27 protein-coding genes are annotated in these 18,525 nt (G+C 64.9%); 15 read left to right on the top strand and 12 right to left on the bottom strand.

Annotated features, from left to right (window positions below):
• Window positions 1-17 precede the first annotated feature (17 nt).
• On the top strand, window positions 18-479 hold the full coding sequence (locus AAW00_RS13610) for a phage tail protein (RefSeq protein ID WP_047004970.1): 462 nt from the start codon (window positions 18-20) through the stop codon (window positions 477-479).
• On the top strand, window positions 479-859 hold the full coding sequence (locus tag AAW00_RS13615) for a hypothetical protein (protein ID WP_047004971.1): 381 nt from the start codon (window positions 479-481) through the stop codon (window positions 857-859). The genes AAW00_RS13610 and AAW00_RS13615 overlap by 1 nt, the downstream gene beginning before the upstream one ends.
• Here the strand turns inward: AAW00_RS13615 and AAW00_RS13620 are convergent.
• On the bottom strand, window positions 856-1,107 hold the full coding sequence (locus AAW00_RS13620; protein WP_047004972.1) for a hypothetical protein: 252 nt from the start codon (window positions 1,105-1,107) through the stop codon (window positions 856-858). The two genes, AAW00_RS13615 and AAW00_RS13620, sit on opposite strands and share 4 nt — an antisense overlap.
• On the opposite strand from AAW00_RS13620, the gene AAW00_RS14380 reads away from it, so the two are divergent.
• Genes AAW00_RS14380 through AAW00_RS13655 form a run of 7 tightly spaced genes read left to right on the top strand, consistent with a single transcriptional unit; the run spans window position 1,106 to window position 9,515 of the window.
• Window positions 1,106-3,607, top strand: a complete 2,502-nt coding sequence (locus tag AAW00_RS14380) for a phage tail tape measure protein (protein WP_052761964.1) — start codon at window positions 1,106-1,108, stop codon at window positions 3,605-3,607. The two genes, AAW00_RS13620 and AAW00_RS14380, sit on opposite strands and share 2 nt — an antisense overlap.
• Entirely contained in the window at window positions 3,604-4,194 is a 591-nt protein-coding gene (locus AAW00_RS15095; RefSeq protein ID WP_047004973.1) for a hypothetical protein, read from the top strand. Before AAW00_RS14380 ends, AAW00_RS15095 begins: the two co-directional genes overlap by 4 nt.
• Window positions 4,194-4,826, top strand: a complete 633-nt coding sequence (locus AAW00_RS13635) for a hypothetical protein (RefSeq protein ID WP_047004974.1) — start codon at window positions 4,194-4,196, stop codon at window positions 4,824-4,826. Before AAW00_RS15095 ends, AAW00_RS13635 begins: the two co-directional genes overlap by 1 nt.
• A complete protein-coding gene (locus tag AAW00_RS13640; RefSeq protein ID WP_047004975.1) occupies window positions 4,826-5,242 on the top strand; it encodes a DUF6950 family protein in 417 nt (138 codons plus the stop codon). Before AAW00_RS13635 ends, AAW00_RS13640 begins: the two co-directional genes overlap by 1 nt.
• Complete coding sequence (locus AAW00_RS13645; RefSeq protein WP_052761966.1) at window positions 5,243-7,186, top strand: hypothetical protein; 1,944 nt, start codon at window positions 5,243-5,245, stop codon at window positions 7,184-7,186.
• An 11-nt stretch (window positions 7,187-7,197) separates the two neighbouring features.
• Window positions 7,198-7,596 carry a hypothetical protein gene (locus tag AAW00_RS13650; protein ID WP_047004976.1) on the top strand — a complete coding sequence of 133 codons (399 nt, stop codon included), beginning with the start codon at window positions 7,198-7,200 and terminating at the stop codon, window positions 7,594-7,596.
• On the top strand, window positions 7,596-9,515 hold the full coding sequence (locus AAW00_RS13655) for a sialate O-acetylesterase (protein ID WP_047004977.1): 1,920 nt from the start codon (window positions 7,596-7,598) through the stop codon (window positions 9,513-9,515). Before AAW00_RS13650 ends, AAW00_RS13655 begins: the two co-directional genes overlap by 1 nt.
• A gap of 8 nt (window positions 9,516-9,523) precedes the next feature.
• Here the strand turns inward: AAW00_RS13655 and AAW00_RS15100 are convergent, their stop codons facing one another.
• Complete coding sequence (locus AAW00_RS15100) at window positions 9,524-9,667, bottom strand: hypothetical protein (protein ID WP_156170090.1); 144 nt, start codon at window positions 9,665-9,667, stop codon at window positions 9,524-9,526.
• A gap of 133 nt (window positions 9,668-9,800) precedes the next feature.
• On the opposite strand from AAW00_RS15100, the gene AAW00_RS13660 reads away from it, so the two are divergent.
• From AAW00_RS13660 to AAW00_RS13675, 4 genes are read left to right on the top strand one after another with little or no spacing between them, the layout of a single operon-like run.
• Window positions 9,801-10,217 (top strand): hypothetical protein, encoded by a 417-nt coding sequence (locus AAW00_RS13660; protein ID WP_156170091.1) that lies wholly within the window; start codon window positions 9,801-9,803, stop codon window positions 10,215-10,217.
• A 4-nt stretch (window positions 10,218-10,221) separates the two neighbouring features.
• Window positions 10,222-10,716, top strand: coding sequence for a hypothetical protein (locus tag AAW00_RS13665; RefSeq protein WP_047004979.1), 495 nt, complete (start codon window positions 10,222-10,224; stop codon window positions 10,714-10,716).
• Window positions 10,713-11,372 (top strand): lysozyme, encoded by a 660-nt coding sequence (locus tag AAW00_RS13670; protein ID WP_047004980.1) that lies wholly within the window; start codon window positions 10,713-10,715, stop codon window positions 11,370-11,372. Before AAW00_RS13665 ends, AAW00_RS13670 begins: the two co-directional genes overlap by 4 nt.
• The gene (locus AAW00_RS13675) at window positions 11,369-11,704 is read left to right on the top strand and encodes a hypothetical protein (protein ID WP_156170092.1); all 336 of its coding nucleotides are present in this window, start codon (window positions 11,369-11,371) and stop codon (window positions 11,702-11,704) included. Before AAW00_RS13670 ends, AAW00_RS13675 begins: the two co-directional genes overlap by 4 nt.
• Window positions 11,705-12,361: 657 nt before the next feature.
• On the opposite strand, the gene AAW00_RS15105 is transcribed toward AAW00_RS13675, so the two are convergent.
• The 3 genes from AAW00_RS15105 to AAW00_RS15110 form a co-directional block, all read right to left on the bottom strand.
• Window positions 12,362-13,129, bottom strand: a complete 768-nt coding sequence (locus AAW00_RS15105) for a hypothetical protein (protein WP_156170093.1) — start codon at window positions 13,127-13,129, stop codon at window positions 12,362-12,364.
• Window positions 13,130-13,264: 135 nt separating this feature from the next.
• Window positions 13,265-13,942 (bottom strand): hypothetical protein, encoded by a 678-nt coding sequence (locus AAW00_RS13680; protein WP_047004982.1) that lies wholly within the window; start codon window positions 13,940-13,942, stop codon window positions 13,265-13,267.
• A gap of 126 nt (window positions 13,943-14,068) precedes the next feature.
• Complete coding sequence (locus AAW00_RS15110) at window positions 14,069-14,218, bottom strand: hypothetical protein (RefSeq protein ID WP_156170094.1); 150 nt, start codon at window positions 14,216-14,218, stop codon at window positions 14,069-14,071.
• 114 nt (window positions 14,219-14,332) lie between these two features.
• Here AAW00_RS15110 and AAW00_RS13690 point away from each other — a divergent pair, with 114 nt between their 5' ends.
• Together AAW00_RS13690 and AAW00_RS13695 are read left to right on the top strand one after the other, a co-directional pair.
• Entirely contained in the window at window positions 14,333-14,563 is a 231-nt protein-coding gene (locus AAW00_RS13690; protein ID WP_156170095.1) for a hypothetical protein, read from the top strand.
• 327 nt (window positions 14,564-14,890) lie between these two features.
• Window positions 14,891-15,331 (top strand): hypothetical protein, encoded by a 441-nt coding sequence (locus tag AAW00_RS13695; RefSeq protein WP_047004985.1) that lies wholly within the window; start codon window positions 14,891-14,893, stop codon window positions 15,329-15,331.
• Between the two features lie 9 nt (window positions 15,332-15,340).
• On the opposite strand, the gene AAW00_RS14390 is transcribed toward AAW00_RS13695, so the two are convergent.
• The 7 genes from AAW00_RS14390 to AAW00_RS13730 form a co-directional block, all read right to left on the bottom strand.
• A complete protein-coding gene (locus AAW00_RS14390; RefSeq protein ID WP_052761967.1) occupies window positions 15,341-15,844 on the bottom strand; it encodes a hypothetical protein in 504 nt (167 codons plus the stop codon).
• 41 nt (window positions 15,845-15,885) lie between these two features.
• Window positions 15,886-16,524, bottom strand: a complete 639-nt coding sequence (locus AAW00_RS13705) for a JAB domain-containing protein (RefSeq protein ID WP_047004986.1) — start codon at window positions 16,522-16,524, stop codon at window positions 15,886-15,888.
• On the bottom strand, window positions 16,446-16,922 hold the full coding sequence (locus AAW00_RS15200; RefSeq protein ID WP_052761968.1) for a hypothetical protein: 477 nt from the start codon (window positions 16,920-16,922) through the stop codon (window positions 16,446-16,448). The genes AAW00_RS13705 and AAW00_RS15200 overlap by 79 nt, the downstream gene beginning before the upstream one ends.
• A 38-nt stretch (window positions 16,923-16,960) precedes the next feature.
• Complete coding sequence (locus AAW00_RS13715) at window positions 16,961-17,290, bottom strand: hypothetical protein (protein WP_156170096.1); 330 nt, start codon at window positions 17,288-17,290, stop codon at window positions 16,961-16,963.
• Window positions 17,291-17,355: 65 nt separating this feature from the next.
• Entirely contained in the window at window positions 17,356-17,898 is a 543-nt protein-coding gene (locus AAW00_RS13720; RefSeq protein ID WP_047004988.1) for a response regulator transcription factor, read from the bottom strand.
• 38 nt (window positions 17,899-17,936) lie between these two features.
• Window positions 17,937-18,143: a hypothetical protein gene (locus AAW00_RS13725; protein WP_047004989.1), complete on the bottom strand. Its 207-nt coding sequence runs from the start codon at window positions 18,141-18,143 to the stop codon at window positions 17,937-17,939.
• 183 nt (window positions 18,144-18,326) lie between these two features.
• The coding region (locus AAW00_RS13730) for a thermonuclease family protein (protein WP_047004990.1) at window positions 18,327-18,525 on the bottom strand (199 nt) is incomplete at its 5' end.

Genomic DNA, 18,525 nt, shown 5'->3' on the forward strand with positions numbered 1-18,525 from the left:
GGTCCAAGGAGACAGACATGGCAGGAGAAGATCAGAATCCCAGCGTTGGCTGGGGCGCGGAAGTGTGGCTCTCGACTGACGAGACGTCCGCGAACCTGAAGGAGTTGGTGCAGGTCACCCAGTTCGCTGTACCCGGCATCACCGTCGATCAGGAGGAGGTGACGACGCTAAAGAGTCCGGGCAAGATGAAGGAATTCATCGATGCTCTCGGCGAAGGCGAAGAAGTTGGCATCGTTCTCAACTTCCGCCCCGGCTCCGACACGGACGAGATGGCGGAGGCCTGGGAGGGTGGGCGCGGTCGACGTGCGATCCGCTTCAACGTCCCGATCGGCGGCGTACCGGTGAAGACCTATGACGGAGTCTTCAGCTTCGCCGGTTACAACCGGGGCGAAGTCACGCCCGGCGGCAAGATGGAAGCGACGCTGAACGTTAAACTGAGCGGTCCGCTGACCAGCTCTGCCTATTCGGTGCCGGCCTGATGTCGAATAGCGCGAAAGGTCGCATCGACGTCGAGCTGGAGGGCGGACCTACGCTCACGTTTCAGCTCGACTTTGCTGCGCGTGTGGCAGTGGAGGATGAGCTGGGCCGTTCTTTTGCCGAGGCCGCGCAGCGCGCCGGGCAGGGCTGGCAGGGCGACATGCTCGTCATCATGTGGGCGGGGCTGCAGCGGCATCACGGCATGACCAAGGAATCAGTCATGGAACTGCTCGACGAACACGGCCCGCAGCTGACCGCAGCTATGGAGCGTGCCGCCCATGCTGCCGCGCCGGATGCCAAGGGCATGGAGGGAAACGGGAGCAAAGCGGCGAGCCGCCCAGCATCGAAGAGCTCTGGGCGCAGTGGTGCCAGGCAGGGCTAGATCCGGACGGATTCTGGGAAGCGACGCCACGCAGCTTCGCGCTGCTTGTCACCGCTCGCTTCCGAGCCGCCGCTGACGCGGCGATTATGGCTGGTTGGCACGGCGAATACTTCGCCAGGACTAAGCTGCTGAAGCCGCTCGCGGAATATCTCAAGCCACCGAAATCCGAAGCTGCCCAGCGCAACGACGAAGCCCGAGCGCTGATGCGGTTGTTCGACCGACAAATCGCGAAACAGGAGGCAGGCCATGGCGCTGGGTGACGTGCTCGAACGCCTGGCGGTCGAGCTGCTGTTCGACGACAGCCAGTTTATCACCGGCAGCACGAACGCCCAGCGCAAGCTCGGCGCGCTGCGCACGGCGATGACCGATCTCGGCGAGAGCTGGATGCGCGCCGGGCGCAACATGACACTGGGCGTGACCGCGCCGCTGACCGCCTTCGGGCTGCTCTCGGCGCGGGCGGCGAGCGATGCCAAGGAGCTGCAGAGCGCCTTTGACACGACTTTTGGTTCGCTCGCGCCGATGATGAACCGCTGGGCGCAGCAGACCGGCGACGCGATGGGCCGCGCGACGCAGGACATGCAGGAGATGGCGAACACCTTCGGCATCTTCTTCAACCAGGCGGCGCCCACCCGCGCGGCGGCGGCCGAGATGAGCCAGGCCTTCAGCGTGCTCGCGCAGGACCTCGCCAGCTTCTACAACGTCGATCCCGGCGAGGCGCTGGCCAAGCTGCGCAGCGGCCTTTCCGGCGAGAGCGAGCCGCTGCGCGATTTCGGCGTGTTCCTGACCGAGGCCGGGGTGCGGGCCAAGGGGCTCGAAATGGGGCTGGGCGGGCTGTCGGGAGAGCTGAGCGAGCAGGAGAAGATCCTCGCGCGCTACCAGCTCATCCTCGAGGCGACCGGCAATGCGCAAGGCGACGTGGCGCGCACCAGCGGCAGCACGGCCAACCAGGCGCGGGCCTTCGGTGCGGCGATGGACGAACTGCAGGTCGCCATCGGCACGCGGCTGCTGCCGGTGCTGACCCCGCTGATCGAGGGCGCGACGCGGCTCGTCAACGCCTTTACCATTCTGCCGCAGGGTGTGCAGACGGCCATCGTGGTGGTCGGCGGGCTCGCCGCGGCGATCGGGCCGCTGATGCTGATCATGGGGACGCTTGCCGCGACCGTCCTGCCGCTGTTCCTGACCAAGTTCGGCCTGATCGGCACGGCCATCTCCTTCGTCATAAATCCGCTCGGCACCATCATCACCCTGTTCGGCCAGTTCGCGCTGCGGCTCGCCAGCCTTTCCATCCTGCAATCCATCGGCGCGGCGCTGTTGCGGTTTGCCGGGCCGATCGGGCTTATCGTTTCGGCAGGCCTGCTGATCCGCGACAACTGGGAGCGCATCGTTCCGATCTTCGAGCGGGTGAAGCAGGTGTTTCACGAGAGCATAGGCCCGCCCTTGCAGCGGCTGATCGCCACGCTGACCGAGAAGTTCGAGGCGCTGTGGAACGGCCCACTCGGCGAGGGCATCCGCGCCGTCATGGGGGTGATCGGGCAGTTCGCGCAGGCGATCTGGGACCATCTGGGCGACCGGCTCGTCGGCGTGATTGCGGCGATGGGCGAGATCGTGTCGGGCGTATTCCGACAGATTGGGCTCGCCATCGACCTCGTCAACGCGCTGCTCAACGGCGACTGGGCTTCGGCCTGGGGCTTCGCGCAGGGCATGGTGGCCAACGCGACGGCGACGATCGGGCGCGCAATCGACCTGCTTACGGGCGGCGCTCTGACCGCGGTGCGTCAACTGGTGGCGGGCGTGCGCGAATGGCTCGTTGGGCGGCTTAACGCTGTCTGGGCGAACGTCACCGACAAGATCGATACGGTCAAGAATGCGTTCTTCAATCTCTACGACGCCGTGGTCGGCCACAGCTATGTGCCCGATATGGTCGACGGCATCGCGGCGCACATGGGGCGGCTCGACGCGGTGATGGTCGCCCCGGCACGCGCGGCGACGGGCGCGGTGTCGCAGGCGATGCAGGACATGGCGCGCGAGACGCAAAGCCTGCTCGACCGGCTGTTTCCCGAGGTGCGGCGACTGCTCGACTACCGCCGCGACCTGGCGACGATCGAGGGCTCAGGCCTGAACGACGCGGAGAAGCGCGAGGCGCGCTTCCGGCTCGGCAGGGAGGGGTTCGCGGGCGCGGGAGCGGTGGATGTGGGCGCAGGCGTGATCGCGCCGATCCTGCCGACGCTGGAGGAGCTCGGCCGCGCAGTCGGGGAGACCGGGCAGGACGTGGGTGAGGCCACGACCACGATGGCTCGCAGTTTCAAGGACATGGCTGATCAGGCGCTCGGCAGCCTGCGCGGGCTGATCGACGGCATCAAGGGCGGGGACTTCCTCGGCATTCTTGAGGGCGTGCTGGGCATCGGCTTGCAGATCGCGGGCATCGTGACGGGCAAGTCGCAATTCGCTGGCAGCATCCCGCGCTTTGCCAACGGGACGAACTTCGCGCCGGGCGGGCTGTCGCTGGTGGGCGAGCGTGGACCGGAGCTGGTGAACCTGCCTCGCGGTTCGCAGGTCATTCCGAACCATGAGCTTCGCGGCGGCGGTTCGCAGAATGTGAACGTGACGGTCGGCATCGACCCGCGCAACGGCAACGTGACGGCCTTCGTGGACGGACGGGTGGCGGCGAGTGCGCCGGGCATCATGCAGGGGGCATCGCAGGTGACGCAGCGCAACATGGGCCGCAGGCAGACGAGGCGGGTGGGATGATCGAACTACCCGACACGCCCGGTCCGAGTAGCGCAAACCCCTCGTTGCTGGACTTCGGCGCGAGCCTCGTCCCGCCAACTGGTGCGCGGGAACTGCGGGTCGACCGACCCGGCAATCGCTACATGATTGAAGTCAATTTTCCGCCGATGAAGCCGGATGATTCGCGGGTTTTCGTATCGAGACTGCTAGAAGCCAAGCGCAAAGGTGTGCGGGTGCCTTACCCGTTGGGGGTGCCGCAGGGCGCGCCTGGGAAGCCTGTGATTGACGGTGCGGGTCAGGCGGGCATTATGTTGGCCCTACGCGACTTCACTCCCCATTATCGCTTCAAGGAGGGCTACTGGTTTTCGATCGAGGACGAGAACGGCCAACATTATCTCCACAATTGCCGCTCGGTGGGTTCGGCTGATGCGGCGGGTGAAGCGACAATCCAGATTGAACCAGCTCTGCGCCACCCGTTTCTTGATGGGGCCAAACTACATTTCGCAAAACCGATGATCGAGGGCTTGCCGCAGGGCGATAGCTGGGGCTGGCAGATACCGGTGCATCACCTGATCGCGCTGTCAGTTCCTATCCGGGAGGTGGCGTGATGCAGTCGCTCGCCATCATGGCCTTGCTGAAGATCGAACTGCCGGAACACACGGTGCTGCTGTGCGACGGCGGGTTCATCACTTGGGCGGGCGACACCTACACCAGCAGCGATCCGGTATTCGGCACGCTCGGTTCGGTCGAGGGCATGGAGGAAGGGCAGGGCAATGAAATCCCCGCGCTCGACCTCACCATGCTGCCACCGGGGACTGCCGGACCTGCCGAGCTGTCCAAGCCCGGTTATCAGCGCAGCCGCGTGCGCCTGTGGCTGGCAGAATACGATGTGGACGCGGGGCAGGTGGTAGGCACGCCCGACCTGATGTTCGACGGGCAGATTGACCAGACGACGTTGCGGGTCGGCCAATCGCGCCAGCTCGACATGAGCGTGGTTTCCAATGCCGAGCGGCTGTTCGAGCTCGACATCGGCAACACGCTTTCACCGGTGTTCCACAAGAGCGTTTGGCCGGGTGAAATGGGCCACGACAACGCAACGGGGCTGTCGGTCCCGGTGGCATGGGGCGTTGAAAGCCCGGTGCGCTCGACCCGTTCGGGCGGGTATTCGGGCGGTGGCGGCTTTGGCGGTAGTTTTGGCAGCATTGCCCGCGAGGTTGCCCTGCGCGTGAACGCCTACTGATGAAGGAACTGGAAAAGCGCCGGGTGGCGACCGAAAAGACGATGGCGCGGTTCCGCAACCGAGAATTCGATTGGCGCTACCAACGGACCTGCGCGCACCTTGCCTTTTATCAAGCGCGGCAGATGGGGCGGCGGCTGCCGAAAGTGCCGAGGTTCCGCAGTGCGGTGGGCGCGAAGAAGGCGCTCAAGACGCTGGGCCATGACAGCCTGATCGGCCTGCTCGACGCTCACCTCGAGCGCATTCCGCCCGCCATGATGCGGCTTGGCGACCTGTGTGCGGTGCCGGGGACGGAGGGGCTCGACGCGGTATTCGTGAACGTGGCGGCGCAAAAGATTGCGGGTTGGCGAGAGGATGCGCCCGCGCTGGTGGTGCTGCACGTATCGCTGGATGAAATTGAAGCGGCCTGGAGGCTTTGAATGGCTAAGGCGCTCAAGACCGTAGGCATGATCGCGGGCGCGGTGGCGCTGGTGGCGACCGGCGTCGGTGCTTTCGCTGTTGCGGGGGCGGGTATCGCTGGCATCGGTTCGTTTACCGCCATCGCCAGCATTGCGGGGGTGGTGGCTGGCGTGGCCAATCTCGGCGCAAACGCACTGGCAAAACCGCCACCGGCGCGAGGAAGCGTCACGCAGACACAAATCGACCCCGATCACCCTACGCCTTATGTCATGGGCGAAGGCTACTACGCAGGCGTGCTACGCAGTCGGGCGGGCTACGGCGCGACGGTCAAGAAGGTGCCGAACCCAAATCTTTGGGAAGTGTGGGTCTATTCGACGGGCGGGCCTATCCAAGGGCCGATCTCACCGCGCTTCGACTTCGCGCCGGTCCCGTCGTTCTACAGCGGTTTCTTCGCCTTCGACAGTCAACTTGGCGCAACGCCCGAGGCGAGCGAGCTGGTGCCGCCCTACGGTGCCGCGCCGGGCTGGGGCGCTGCCTACAAGCTGTCCGGGCAAGCGGCGATTGGCTGGCAACATAAATTCGACAAGGATGCGAAACGCTACGCCAACGGGCTGCCGGTGCGCGGCGCCTACGCCAAGTGGGTGAAGGTCTACGATCCGCGCAAAGACGACACATTCCCCGGCGGGGTCGGTGCGCACAGGCTCGGCAACGAAAGCACCTACGAATGGAGCGAGAACCCGGCATTGCACGCGGGCACCTACGCCTTTGGTCGGTATCAGAACGGTCAGCGCGTGTTCGGCATGGGCCTGCCGAAAGAAGCCATCGACTTCGAGGCTATCGCGGCCTGGGCCTCCGATTGCGAGGCCAACGGATGGACGCTCTACGGCGTAATTTACGAACCCGGCGACCGCTGGGCCAATCTGCGCGAGATTTGCATTGCGGGCGGCGGCGAGCCCCTGCCGCTCAATACCGGCATCGGCTTCCATTGGGACCGCCCGCGCGTGGTGCTGGATACGATCACCGAGGACGACGCCGGACAGGGCGAGGCGCAGGTCACGGCGATGCAGTCCTACCGCGATCGCATCAATCGCATCGTGCCCGAGTTCACCAGCGAGGCGCACAATTGGGAGCTGGTGAAGGCCGAGCCGCTGATCGTTACCGAATACGTCGAGCAGGACGGCGAGACGGTATCGCAGACCTACCCGTTCAACCTCGTGAAGGATCCAGTGCAGGCGGGCGAACTGGCAGCTTACAAGCTGGTGAACGCTCGCGAGTTCTATCCAATCACCTTGCCTCTGAAGCCTCGGATGCGCCACGCGCGACCTGGCGAATGTTATCACCTTGATAGACCCGACCTTGGCCTAGATACGCCAGCAGTGCTGTTGAAGCGCCAACCTCCCGACCCAATAACGGGCGAAGTCGTTCTCACATTCATTGGCGAGACGGCGGCAAAGCACGCCTACGCTCTGGGACAGACGGCAACCCCTCCGCCTATTCCCGCGCTCGGCCAGACGGCAGAGGAACGCGACGAGCTGGCAGCCGCGGCTAACAACCCGGCGGGCCTCGACACACTCAAGCTGTCGGGCAGCTACACGCGCGGTCTTGCTGGCAATGTGACGCAGACGAACAACGGCGACGGCACGGTGACGGTGACGATACCGAACCACACCCGCGTCTACGCCGACGGCAGCGAGGTGTCGGTAACGGGCGCAACGCTGGTTCTGCCGGAGACGAGCGACCAGCTGATCTACTACGACGACGAGGCCTTTGCGGGCGGCGCTGTCACCTACGAAACGACGACAACAGCAGCCGATGCCTATTTCTCGGCAGCCAATCCCTACCGCCATTTCATCGCTTACGTCACGACCGTCGATAGCGGCGGCGGTGGCGGTTCCGTCGGCGGCTCCAGCCCTCCCGGCGGTGGTGGCTGGGATAGCACTACGCCCGCACCCAACGTCCCCTAGGAGCAAAACCTATGATCGAGCCCGTCAACCGGCCCCTCAAAGCAGGGCGCTGGGTTGCCTTCACGCATTCCGTCTACGTCGAAGGTTTGGACCTGACAGACGCGACGTTCGCGATGCAGGTGCGCGATAGCTGGAACGGCGGGCAGATCCGTGCGGACCTCTCGACTGTCACGACAGCGGCAGCGGAAGGTGTGCGGTTCGTCGGTTTGGACACCGTGAACGGCCTGCCGGTCAGCGAGATCGGCATTCGCATCAATGAAACGACGATGGAGGCGATGAGCGCAGAGGCGGCGGGGATCGACCCCGATGCCGACCTGTCGCTCGTCTACGACCTTCACATCACGCGCGCCGGCCTTGCCGAGGTCTTCATGCGCGGCGCCTTTATCGTTCAAGCCGGGAGCACCGAATAATGAGCTCGACCATTCTTAGGGTCACAGATGGCGGCACGCGGCTGTCTCTTGGCGAAGATACCAAGCTCGTCGCAGGTTACGTCGCGCAGGCCCAGGCCATTGCGGACGGGCTGGGCGACGTGGTGGACCAAGCGGCAGTCCAAGCCGACCGTGCCGAGGCGGCGGCGGTAATCGTCGAGGGTGCGGTCGATACGATCACGAACCTTGAGGCCTCCCTTTCTCGCGCGCAAACCGACTCGTTCGGTCCTGCCGTCCTTGTGTCTGGCTCTCCGCTGGGACTCGAAGCGGTATTGTTCGATGCCCCTTCCGCCCGCGACCAAGAGGTTGCGTCGTTCAGGATCATGGCGGCGAGGACCGGCACGTTCAGGGTCTGGCGCGACAAAGTCAGTGGCGGCAATTTTACGTCGATAGCGGTTTACACCTTCGAGGCTACCGTCGTCGGGCTCAATGAATTCATCCTCGGTCCGGGCGAGTTGCCCTTCCTGGCGGGTGAGTATCTGCGTGTCGAATCCGCTAACCTGCTGGTCAATTCGAGCGGCTCCCCGGCGGACCCGGCGTTTTGGGATGCCAGCAACCAGAACTCGGGCACCCTCGGCACCTATTTCGACCTGCCCAATGTCCGCATGGAGGTGCATTTCACCCTGCGCGCTTACGAGCGCGTCGTAACGGGCGATGCATTCCTTGCACTGGAGGGCCGAGTTGACGTTTTGGACGGCGGCGGCGCCGGTTCGGACCTGCTGCGGGCAGAGGAATACGCCCACCACATCATTTACGGGCAGTCGCTTTCGCTGGGCCACGGCGCAACCGTGATCGACACCGTGGCGCAGCCTCATGCGCTTAAGTCGCAGGCGGGCGTTCGAGCGCAGGACGGCGGCGCGGACCCGGCGGCCAATTGGGCCACACTCGCTCCGTTGCTGGAAAGCTGGAACGGCCACGACGGCGAAACGGTGGCGACGGGCCACGCCGTCATGTTGCGGCAGCTCTACCTTTCGGAAACCGGTGTGGACCTTGCGGCGGTTTCGCGCCGCCAGCTCTATTCCGCGCCGGGGCGCGATGATTCCGAAATCGTGCAGATCAGCAAGGGGACGGAATCGTTCACCCGGCTCGCCACGGATATCCAGCGGGCCAAGATTGCGACCATTGCAGCAAGCCGTTCCTATGCGCCGCAATCGTTCCTGTGGTTGCAGGGCGAAAGCGATGAGTCGGGCCAAACCCCGCCCGCTACCTACAAGGCGGCATTCCGGCAGTTGGTTTCGGACGCGCAGGACGAAGCGCGCACGGCCACGGGAGATGCTTCGCTCATCCTGCCGGCCATTACCTATCAAGCATCGACGTTCAGGGCATCGGGCCGAACCTATCCGGCCATTGCCTTGGCGCAACTGGAGATGTCGGCAGACGACAATATCCTCGCCGCCGCAGCGACCTATTTCCTGCCCTACAGCGATGCGTTCCACCTGACGGGCGTGGGGTCGCGTTGGCTGGGTGCCTACATGGGGCTCGCGTTCTATCGGTGGGTCGTGGAGGGCGCGAAGCCCGAACCGCTGGCGATGGCCTCCGTCAAGGTATCCGGCAACACTCTGCTGGTGCGTTACAACCTCGCCGCCGGGCGCAAGCTCGCTTTCGACACCACAACCGTTCCCATCCAGGACAACTACGGGTTCTCGGTCGTGAACGACAGCGGTGTCGAACAGACCATTGGCGTGCCTCGCCTGGTCGATCCTGCCGAGGGCATATTAGCTATCCAGTGCCCCTCTGCCCCCGTTGCTGGGTGGAAGGTTCGATACGCTCACAAAGGCAACACGAGCAGGGGACTGGGCAACCTTCGCGACGATCAGGGCGACTCGCTCATCTTCGAGCCTGCGGGCATCAACAAGCCGCTGCACAACTGGGCCTTCATCGACGAAGCGGTGCTTTCGTGATGCTGCCGTCAGATCTGCGACCATTCCCAGCACGGGGTGCAGATATGGCTCTCGCAGGGTTCGCCGCATCCGACGCATTCGCCTTCCCGCAAGCCGATGAATTGCAGGAAGCGGGCGACGAGGGCGTGAACCGCTGTGAGCGTGGCCAGCATACCAAGCGCGATAGCATCGCCCGAAGCAAGGCGCCAGCGGCGTGACCCGCTTCCTCGCCCTCACCGCCATCTGCGCCGTGACGGGCTTGGTGGACTATGCGCTGACCGAGTGCGCTGTCGATTGGTGGTCGCGGTGAGTCCGATGTTCATCGACTGGGCGCTCGTCGCCCCGCGCGCCATCGACACCTTCGTCTTCACCGTCCGCATGCTGGCCGCGGCGCTGTCGGTCATTGCGCTCGGCAGCTGGTACTCCTGCCGCAAGCGCGACGAGTATCCGCCCTACGATCGCCGCCGCAACGAGCTCGCGTGGAACTGGGCGCACCTCGGCATGATCGTGGGCGGCTGCTCGTTCATCGCGCTCGATTTCGAGTACCGCAACGTCACCGGCGAGGCGGTGGCCGACCTGTTCGTCGCCTTCGTCTGGTGGTGCTGGGCCAATGCCGCGACCGTGCGGCTCGGCTCGCGCGTTCCCAGGCCGCGCTTCGTCTACGGAGCCGCGACGATCTTCCTCGTCGGCGGGTTCGTCTACACCTTCTTCATGGGGAGTTGAGACGATGAGCCTGGGCGCCCTGACGTCGGGCGGCGGCAAGTATGCCGTGCCCGCGGGCGGACTGATGCTGGCCGACGTGACGATCGGCGGCGTCGATATCGAGACCTACGGCGCGATCCTGATCGGCCTGGTGGCGGGCGGGGTGTTGCGCTCGGCCGGGCTGATCGAGGCCGAGGCGGACAGCCGGCGCATCCGCCGCGACATGCTGGTCAGCCTCGCCTCGGGCCTCGCCAACTTCATCGTTTCGGCTATCCTCGTGGCGAGCGCGACCTACATGATGCCGGGCTTCCCCTCGCTCGCGGCGGCGGGCGTCGGCCTGCTGGTCGGCTTCAAGGGCAAGGACGGCATCCAGCACCTGCGCGAGCTCTGGGGTGTGCCGCGCGAGACGCGCATTGAGCGCCTGCGCCGCGACCTTCCGCCGGGACCACACGAACTGCCCGGCCCCATGCTCGATGCCGTGGAACGGCTCGACGACCCCGACAGAAAGGAACACCCATGAACGACCCGCGAAAGCCCATGTTCGATGCCGCGCGCCGCGAGGATGCCGACGGCGTCTTCACCGACGAGGACGTGGCCAAGATCGCCGCCGCGCTCGATGCCGCCGGCGTGCCCGACAGCCGCACCGCGCCCGACCCGCCGAGCGAGGCCGAGCGCAGCGACGGGCCGCTGCGCGTGGGCCTGGCGGGCATAGCGCTGATCAAGCGGTTTGAGGGCTGCGCGCGCCGCCGCCCGGACGGCAGGTTCGCCGCCTACCCCGATCCCGGCACCGGCGGCGAGCCCTGGACGATCGGATGGGGCGCGACGGGGCAGGACGGCTTCGGCGGCGGCCGCATCCGCGCAGGAACCGTGTGGACGCAGGAGCAGTGCGACACCCGGCTCGACCTCGACCTTCGGCGCTATGCCGAGGAGGTGCTGCGAGCGCTCGGCAAAGCGATCCGCAACACCTCGCAGGCCGAGTTCGATGCGCTCGTCAGCTTCCACTACAACACCGGCGCCATCGCCCGCGCAACGCTCACCCGCAAACACGTGGCTGGCGACAAGGCGGGCGCGGCGCGCGAGTTCGAGCGCTGGAGCTTCGCCGGTGGCCGGGTGATGAAGGGCCTGCAGCGCCGCCGCCTCGCCGAGCGCGCGCTGTACGAGGGGAGGGCGGCATGATGGGCCCGCTCGACCTCGCCAAGCCGGTGCTCGGCCTCGCGCGCTGGGTGTGGATCGCGCTCGCGCTGGCGCTCGTGCTGCTGCTCGCTTGGCTGATCGCAGCGCGGCTCGACAGCACGGTGGAGACCATCGCCACGACCGCCGAGGACCGGGGCGCGACGCGCGCCGTGGTTCAAGGCCAGCACCAGACCCTCGAACAACTGAAGGATGCCAACGATGCCGAACAGGATCTCCGCACTGGCGGCGAGCGCAGCGCTGCTCGTTTTGACCAGTGCCTGCAAGACAGCCGCCGACCCGCTGCCTGCGAGCGATATCGCCCCAACGCGCGATAACTCGAGCTGGTGCCAGGGCGACGCGCCGCTCCAATACGCGCAGGCCGACGAGGCGGGGCATGACGATCCGGGCAACGTACTCGACAGCGACGAGACGGTGGCCGAGATCCAGGCGCACAACGCGCGGCTGCGGGCGGCGTGTGGGGCGAAGATTTGATCCCACTCGGAGCCTGCGCTGCCAACCGCCGTCGGCGGCGCGAGGTTCGGTGGCGCGATTATGCGGCGGCCTTGACCTCTCCATCGAATCTTGAAAAACTTTTTTCTCCAAGAGAAGGAATTACCATGGAATCGAACCCTAAAGCCGAGTGGACCACGCCGACCGTCATCGATGCCGATGGCGTGGACGAGGTTCGCAATTTTTCTGGTCCGTTTTCAGACGTCATCGTTGAGTCTTCCTGATTTATCGTCGGGGGCGTACTTTCGCGCGGAGTCTGACGACAGCTCGGGAAACTCGGACCTGCCGAGTTGAGATCGTTTGTACGGTAGCGGGGTGCCGTCAAGGCTTCTCCCGGCGATAGTGGGCCCACCGCTGTTCGCCTCGATCAATATCGGCAAGAAAGTTGCTGGCGGCATGCCAGCGAGCGATTTCGCCCTTCCAGAGAGCTAGTGACTGCGTAAGCGCCGGATGGAATTTGCGAAAGGATACTTATCGCAGCGCTAACGCCTGATCAGCATCTCGCAGCCCATCTCTCGAAGGTAGGCTTCGTTGGCGAGGCCATCCTCTGAAATTGCGCGACAATTAGGCGGCAACGCATCCTCCGCAGAAGCGGCTGTTACGGTTGTTGCCGGTCGCGAGGGCTTCAGATCGGCGTCGCGGTGATAATCCATCGCCCAGGTATCGTCTGCTTCGGTACCAAATCCCGCCTCCTGCGCCGCCAAGGGCAGATCTGTCTCGCTGCTTCGAACATCGGTTGTGGTACCTAATCTCATTTCCGGCAAAGAGGCCTCGTCCGCAACCGCGACCGCGGCAGAGGTTGGCGTTGCTGACGGCCATACAGGTTGCACTTCAGCCATGCTGTCGTCGGATGGAACGCCAGCACTGAATTCCCGTGCAGGCGTTTCTTTCTGTGACGAGAAAAAAGCGAGGGCGGCGAACAAGGCGCCGACGACAAGCCCTGTCTTCAGTTTCGCCATTCCCGGCGTGTCGGCCGACTTCGGAGCCTTGCAGCCATGACATACCCACACGGTCTCGTTGCGATAGTGCGTGCGCGTGCCGCCGTGCGACCTTCGCGACGTGCCAGTTCCCATGCGCAAACGCGCAGGACGGCCGCCGCCGAACGACATCGATTGCCCGCTGGAAGATCGATTGCCCGAGCTTGCGTAATGCGTCTGGCCGCTCTCGACGCGAACGGTTTCCTGCCGCATCTCGTTCTTCGGGCGGATGGCATGGCAGGTGGCACACTCTGCCTCGGCGTAACGGGTCATGATCACTTGTCCTCCCGACTCAATGGATTACCGCCGCGCGACATCCTGTCCAGCCCTCCCGTGAAGCGGAACGCCAGGCAAGAGAAAGGGCGCCACCCGCGAAGGTGACGCCCTCTCCGGACGTGGTGCCTCGGATCAATTGGAGCTGTTGTTGATCACCGCCGGCGTCTCTTCTGCGACTGCCAGCTCGCCGGCCACCTCGGCATTTGGCGTGGCGGCCAGCGCGGCGCTCGGCGCGCGCGGGGCGATCGGGGCGATGCCGACGGGCTGGCGACGGATTTCCGAGGCGGCGATCGCCAGCTCGAGGTTGTTCTCGGTGGTCGCCACCAGCTCGCGGTCTTCCGGGATCACCGCGCTGCGGCCGGTGATGAAGCCGGCGAAGATGCCCGCCACCAGCACGCCGCCCACGGTCGCCAGCGTCGCGCCTTCGCCTTCTTGGCGGAAGGTGCCGTTGACGGGGATCTGGCGGCCGTTGACCTCGACGTACTCGAGCTCGATGTCCATCTTGCCCGACTTGCCGAACATGCCGCGGTTGGTCATCCAGGTTATGCGGCCCATGGCCGGACTGCCTTCGGGGATGACCACGTAATCGCCGAGCATCACGTCGTTCGAGACGGTCAGGCGGAAGGTGTCGCCCTCGTTCCAGGTGTCGCCGCGGGTGGTGACCTCCTGATTCAGGCGCATGCGCACCTCGGTGTTGGCGGGCAGGAAGGCATTGCCCTCGCTGGTTCGCTGCACCTGCATCGGAGCCTCCTGCGCGGCGGCGGGCACGGCAAGAGCGGCGGCCAGAGCGGCCGGGATCAGAAACTTCATGGTCGGAATTCCCCCTTGGTCCGGCAGTCCCCTCGACCGCCGATCTGGTGAATGCCGTCTAGCCGCGAAAATTCCCGAAACGATTGAGGCGCTTGGTTACGATCGGGCAAACGTCCGCACCGGCAATTATATCGTCTGCAGCTCCTCGAGCGCCCGCGTCAGCGCATTTTTAGCGTCGAGAATTAGGTGCAGCAATTGCTCACCTTGCGCCCCGCCAGCAGCGCCTTCCTCAAAGCGCGCGCAGGCGAGGCGAGCGAGGTGCAGCGGTTCGGTCACGGCAGGGTCCTTCTTTCGGTTGGCACGGCCACCCTGGCAGATGTCCGTCGCAATCGACAGGGTTGGCGACGCAGCCGGGTTGCGCCCGTGTTCCGCATCTGTTCTCAAGTGTCGGTGACCCGCAGCAAGCTCGATTCGATCAATGAATTCGCCCGGCAGGGCTACCTCGTGCGGGTAACATGCGCGAACTGCCACCATGTGGCCGAGCTGAATCCGGTGCTGCTGATGCAGCAACTGCACATGGGGCGAAAGAGCATGGAGGTCGAGCGGCTCGAGCGACAGATGCGGTGCCGACTTTGCCAACATCGCGGGGCCCGGATCAGCGCCGCCTCGCCGGATTTCTGACACGCATTTGGAACGGGCATGACAAACTGCCTCCGATTTCGAGGTATCTTTCAAGGCGAGAAGCCCAGTCGGGCGTCGGGTTGGGCGTGCAGGATCCGCTCATGCGGCGCGTGCGCTCACGGATCGTCGGATCTGATCGCTGGCTCCAGGGAATGCTGTGCTACCGTCCTTAAACAGCAAACTTTTTGTTTTTGCAGGAGATCATTCCCCCCAATGGCGCAGCGCGCCTCGGTCGATATGTAAGCCGAGGTATCGAAAGAAGGGTTGCCGATTGACAACGGAAATTGGCCCGACAATTAGCTCCGGAATGAATGTATCTCCACGCGCATGGTAGTACTTGTGCCGGTTCGGCCCAATCTGAGCTGGGCTGAGGAAATCCTCGCGTGGCTGTCGATCTGTGCTGCGGCCGACGATGCCGCGGAGCAAGCCGACTGCCTTCGCTTCGTCGCCTCCTCGTTCCGCCAGGCTCCCGCTCCCGTGCGCGGGATCCTCGGCCGCGTCCATGATGGCGAACGGTTCGACTTCCTGCTCGGCGCCGGCGCCCTGCATTCTGCTGCGGCCCTGCTCTACGAGGAGGTGGCGTTTGGATACATGACCTCCTGCTCGTCGAGCGGGCGTGTCATGGCCACCGTCGTACTGGCAGCGAGCGAGGACGAGGTGCATTTCGCCTGCTGCGCGGAGCCGCTCGCGGTGGTGGCTTGTCTGGCAAAGGCGCTCGCACAGGTCTCTGCGCGGCAGCCCGAAGCCATGCGCCGCGCCGCGCACTGACCGCGCGCTTCAGCCTGCCGCGCGTTTCCTTTCAGGCGAATGGGCCACCGCGCGGGCGGGGTGAAAGGCTTTCTGATCCGCGGCGTGCGAATTGCGCAGCGTGCGTGAGAGATAGGCAGCCATGATGACCCGGCAATCGTGCGTCATGGCAATGTAGCTGACGCGATTGTCTTTTTCCGATGTCGAGCGGATGGCCAGACCCTGCCGGACGAGCACGTCGATGTAGCGCAGCGCAGTCGAGTAAGGCACGCCCGATGCATTGCAGGCCGTCGTTATGCTGACCTGCCGCTTCTCCACGGCCGCTGCAAACAGGTACAACATCATGTCCCACGCAGCTTCGCCCAGCAGCGCGGAATCGAAATACTCGTGCCGCCGTTCGCGATCGGCGTGCAACCGGGCGGCGAGTTCGGCGAGGTTTTGAAGCGGAACGTGTTCGCTGTCGAGCCGGTGTGTGTCGCGTACAAAACTCGTTCGCTCCAGCTGTTCGGCCATCGCGAGCAGTTCGTGCGCCATCGCCCGAAGCGCAGATCCGCTGGCGGTGTTATTCGCTCTGCTCACAGCAGTTCTCCCCGCGCGATGCTGTAGACTCCGCCGGTGCTCACGACCAAGTGGTCGACGAGCACGATTTCCAGCGGCGCGGCGGCCGCACGGAAGCGGTCGGTGGCGTCGTAATCCTCGGTGCTGGGAAGGCTGGAGCCCGAAGGATGGTTGTGCGCGAGCAACAGGCGCGTTGCCGAAATTTCGAGCGCGCGGGCGAGGACCGCGCGCACGGGAACGCCCACCCGGCCGATGGTGCCGCGCGCGACGATCTCGCTGCCGAGGTAGCGCGACTGGCCGTCGAGATAGATCGCCTTCACCCGCTCTTGGACCGGGTTCGAAAGCTTTAGCCGCAGGTAATCGTGCAGTCGGCGATCGGCGACATCGATCGGCTCCCCCGTGAGGCTTTCGTACAGCGCGCTGGCGACCAGCGTCCGCGCGCCGACTATGGCGGAGGCAGCGCCGTCGTGCTCGCCCAGCGCGTCAGCCAGCGCCTCCGGCGAAGCGGCGACGATGCGCGAGAGGGTGCCGAAGCGCTCGACGAGGCGAGCGGCCGCAGCCTGCGCCCGCTCTCCGATCAGCGGCGCAAGGAGCTCCGCCAGGGCGGCGCGTGTATCCCGCGACGGGCGCGGCGCCGGTGCGCGGCGAGGCCCCATGCGAAGGCTACCATCTGCAAGTACGAGGGCAGTCTCACCATTATCCAGTAGATGATGGGCGGGAGGGGATCGAAAAGAGCCCGCTGGAAATGCATTACGAGCACGATGAGCTGCATGGCGAGAATGCATAGGGGATATATCCTGTTGGCTCGCATTGCGACGATTGCGAAGCCCACGAACATCCCAGCGTCGAGGACAAGATGAAGTAGATCGATGCTGGTGCCGGGATCGTTTCGTCCATCGAGATGGTGGACGAACTCGACGACAATGGCGGCTACGAAAATGAGACCGGTAATCTTCTCGGGGCTTTCGCCGCGCAGGCAAGCATAAGCGGCCAGCGCGGCGAAAATCCCGTATTGGAGAAGGTAGCGATTATCGACGAGGACACTGGCAATCATGCCCTCGGGTCCGCGATCCGCTGCCTGCCGTCAAGTTATCAGGCTGCCACGGCTTCAGTGGCCACGCCGGGCCACGCCGGACAATCCGAATTGCTGTCGGGCAGCATCGTGATGCGGCAGAAATCAGCACGCAGGCTTTTGTGCGCCTTGAACAGCTCACTCTGAGCCTCGACGATTTTGCCGGCGGCGGCCTGCACTCGCATCACCGCGATCTGGCCTTCGTAAGGCGCAACATCGCTATCGGTGCGGACGTCCATCATGCTCTGCTGCAGGGCGGCGAAGGCCCTGAGTGTCTGGTTGGCAAGGTTTTCGGCGGTGGCGAGGCGGTCAGCGACGCGGATGCCCATTACTTCGACGGGAGTGGTCATAATCATTCTCCGCCACCCGCTGCTCAGAAGCGATGGCTGCGATCCGGGATCGGAGGCGACGAGAACTAACCGGTCCGGACGAACGCCATGCCGATTGCGAAGAGCACCAGCATGAGCACGGCGAGCAGAACTGCAAAGCCGGCAACGAACATCCAGCGGGCCGGTACGGCATTCTCACCGTCGAGCACCTCCGGAACCAGGCTGATGTCCTTCCTCGGGGCCCACGGTGCAGACGTGTCGATCACGTAAGCATCGGAAAACTCGAGGTCGGACGACGACCGGTTCCGTGGCGGCTCCTCGCCAAGGATCGGGTCGGCGGCGAGATGAGAAGATTGCCATGACAAGTTTGTACACGGGTGCTGGGAGCGATCCGAAGAGGCGGCCGCGCGGTGTTCGCGCCACAGGCGGGCAAGTTCGTTGCTGCCGAGGCCGTCGAACTTGCGCCGGACCCGCTCGATCCGCTGGCGCGCACCAGAATCCGAGATGCCCAGACGACCGGCGATTTCCTTGCCGGTCAGCCCCTCCGCCAGCAGATCGAGCACCTCGACCTGGCCGTCCGTCAGGGTGGCTTTGATGGCTTCGACGGGATCTGCGGCGGCGGTAACCATGCCGCCCGCATACCTGCCAAAGGTCAGGTTTTCCAGCGCTAGGCGCGATTGGATCGCTTCAAGGCATCAACGACTTGCGACATATACGCCGCGGCCATCCCTGTACCCGCAAGGTCGAGATCGGCGAGCAACTCCTCGGCCTTGGCGAGCAGCCCATCAATGTCGATTTCGCGAAGCGGCGCGATATCGCTATCACTCTGCTGGACTTGGGCAGACCGCCCATTCGAATACAGTTCCGATGCCATGCGACACCTCTCTCACTTAAATTTGCCAATGTCTCGTTGCAAAGGCAATGCCGGCTAGCACGTAGCTGCGAAGCGAGGACTTGGTGCGCCGAATCAAGGCGCTAGGGGATGCGATACCGCGACTTCGGTGCAGGCGGGCGCTATCATGAGCAGCGTCCCGGCGCGGGACAACAACGCGGTGAGCTATTTCGCCAATTCGGAGCAATCTCGGCGAACCGCGCCGCCATTATCCCACCGCCGCACGTACTCGGCCTGACCCGCCGAAAGCATCGCACAGCTGGTGTTGACCTCGCCCGCATAAACCACGCCCAGCGTGCGGCCGTAGCGATCGAGCCCGACCCGCACGATCGTTAGCGGCTGCCCGGTGACGATCCGCTCCAAT

The sequence above is a fragment of the Aurantiacibacter luteus genome (genome assembly GCF_001010945.1).
Classification (GTDB): Bacteria; Pseudomonadota; Alphaproteobacteria; order Sphingomonadales; family Sphingomonadaceae; genus Alteraurantiacibacter; species Alteraurantiacibacter luteus.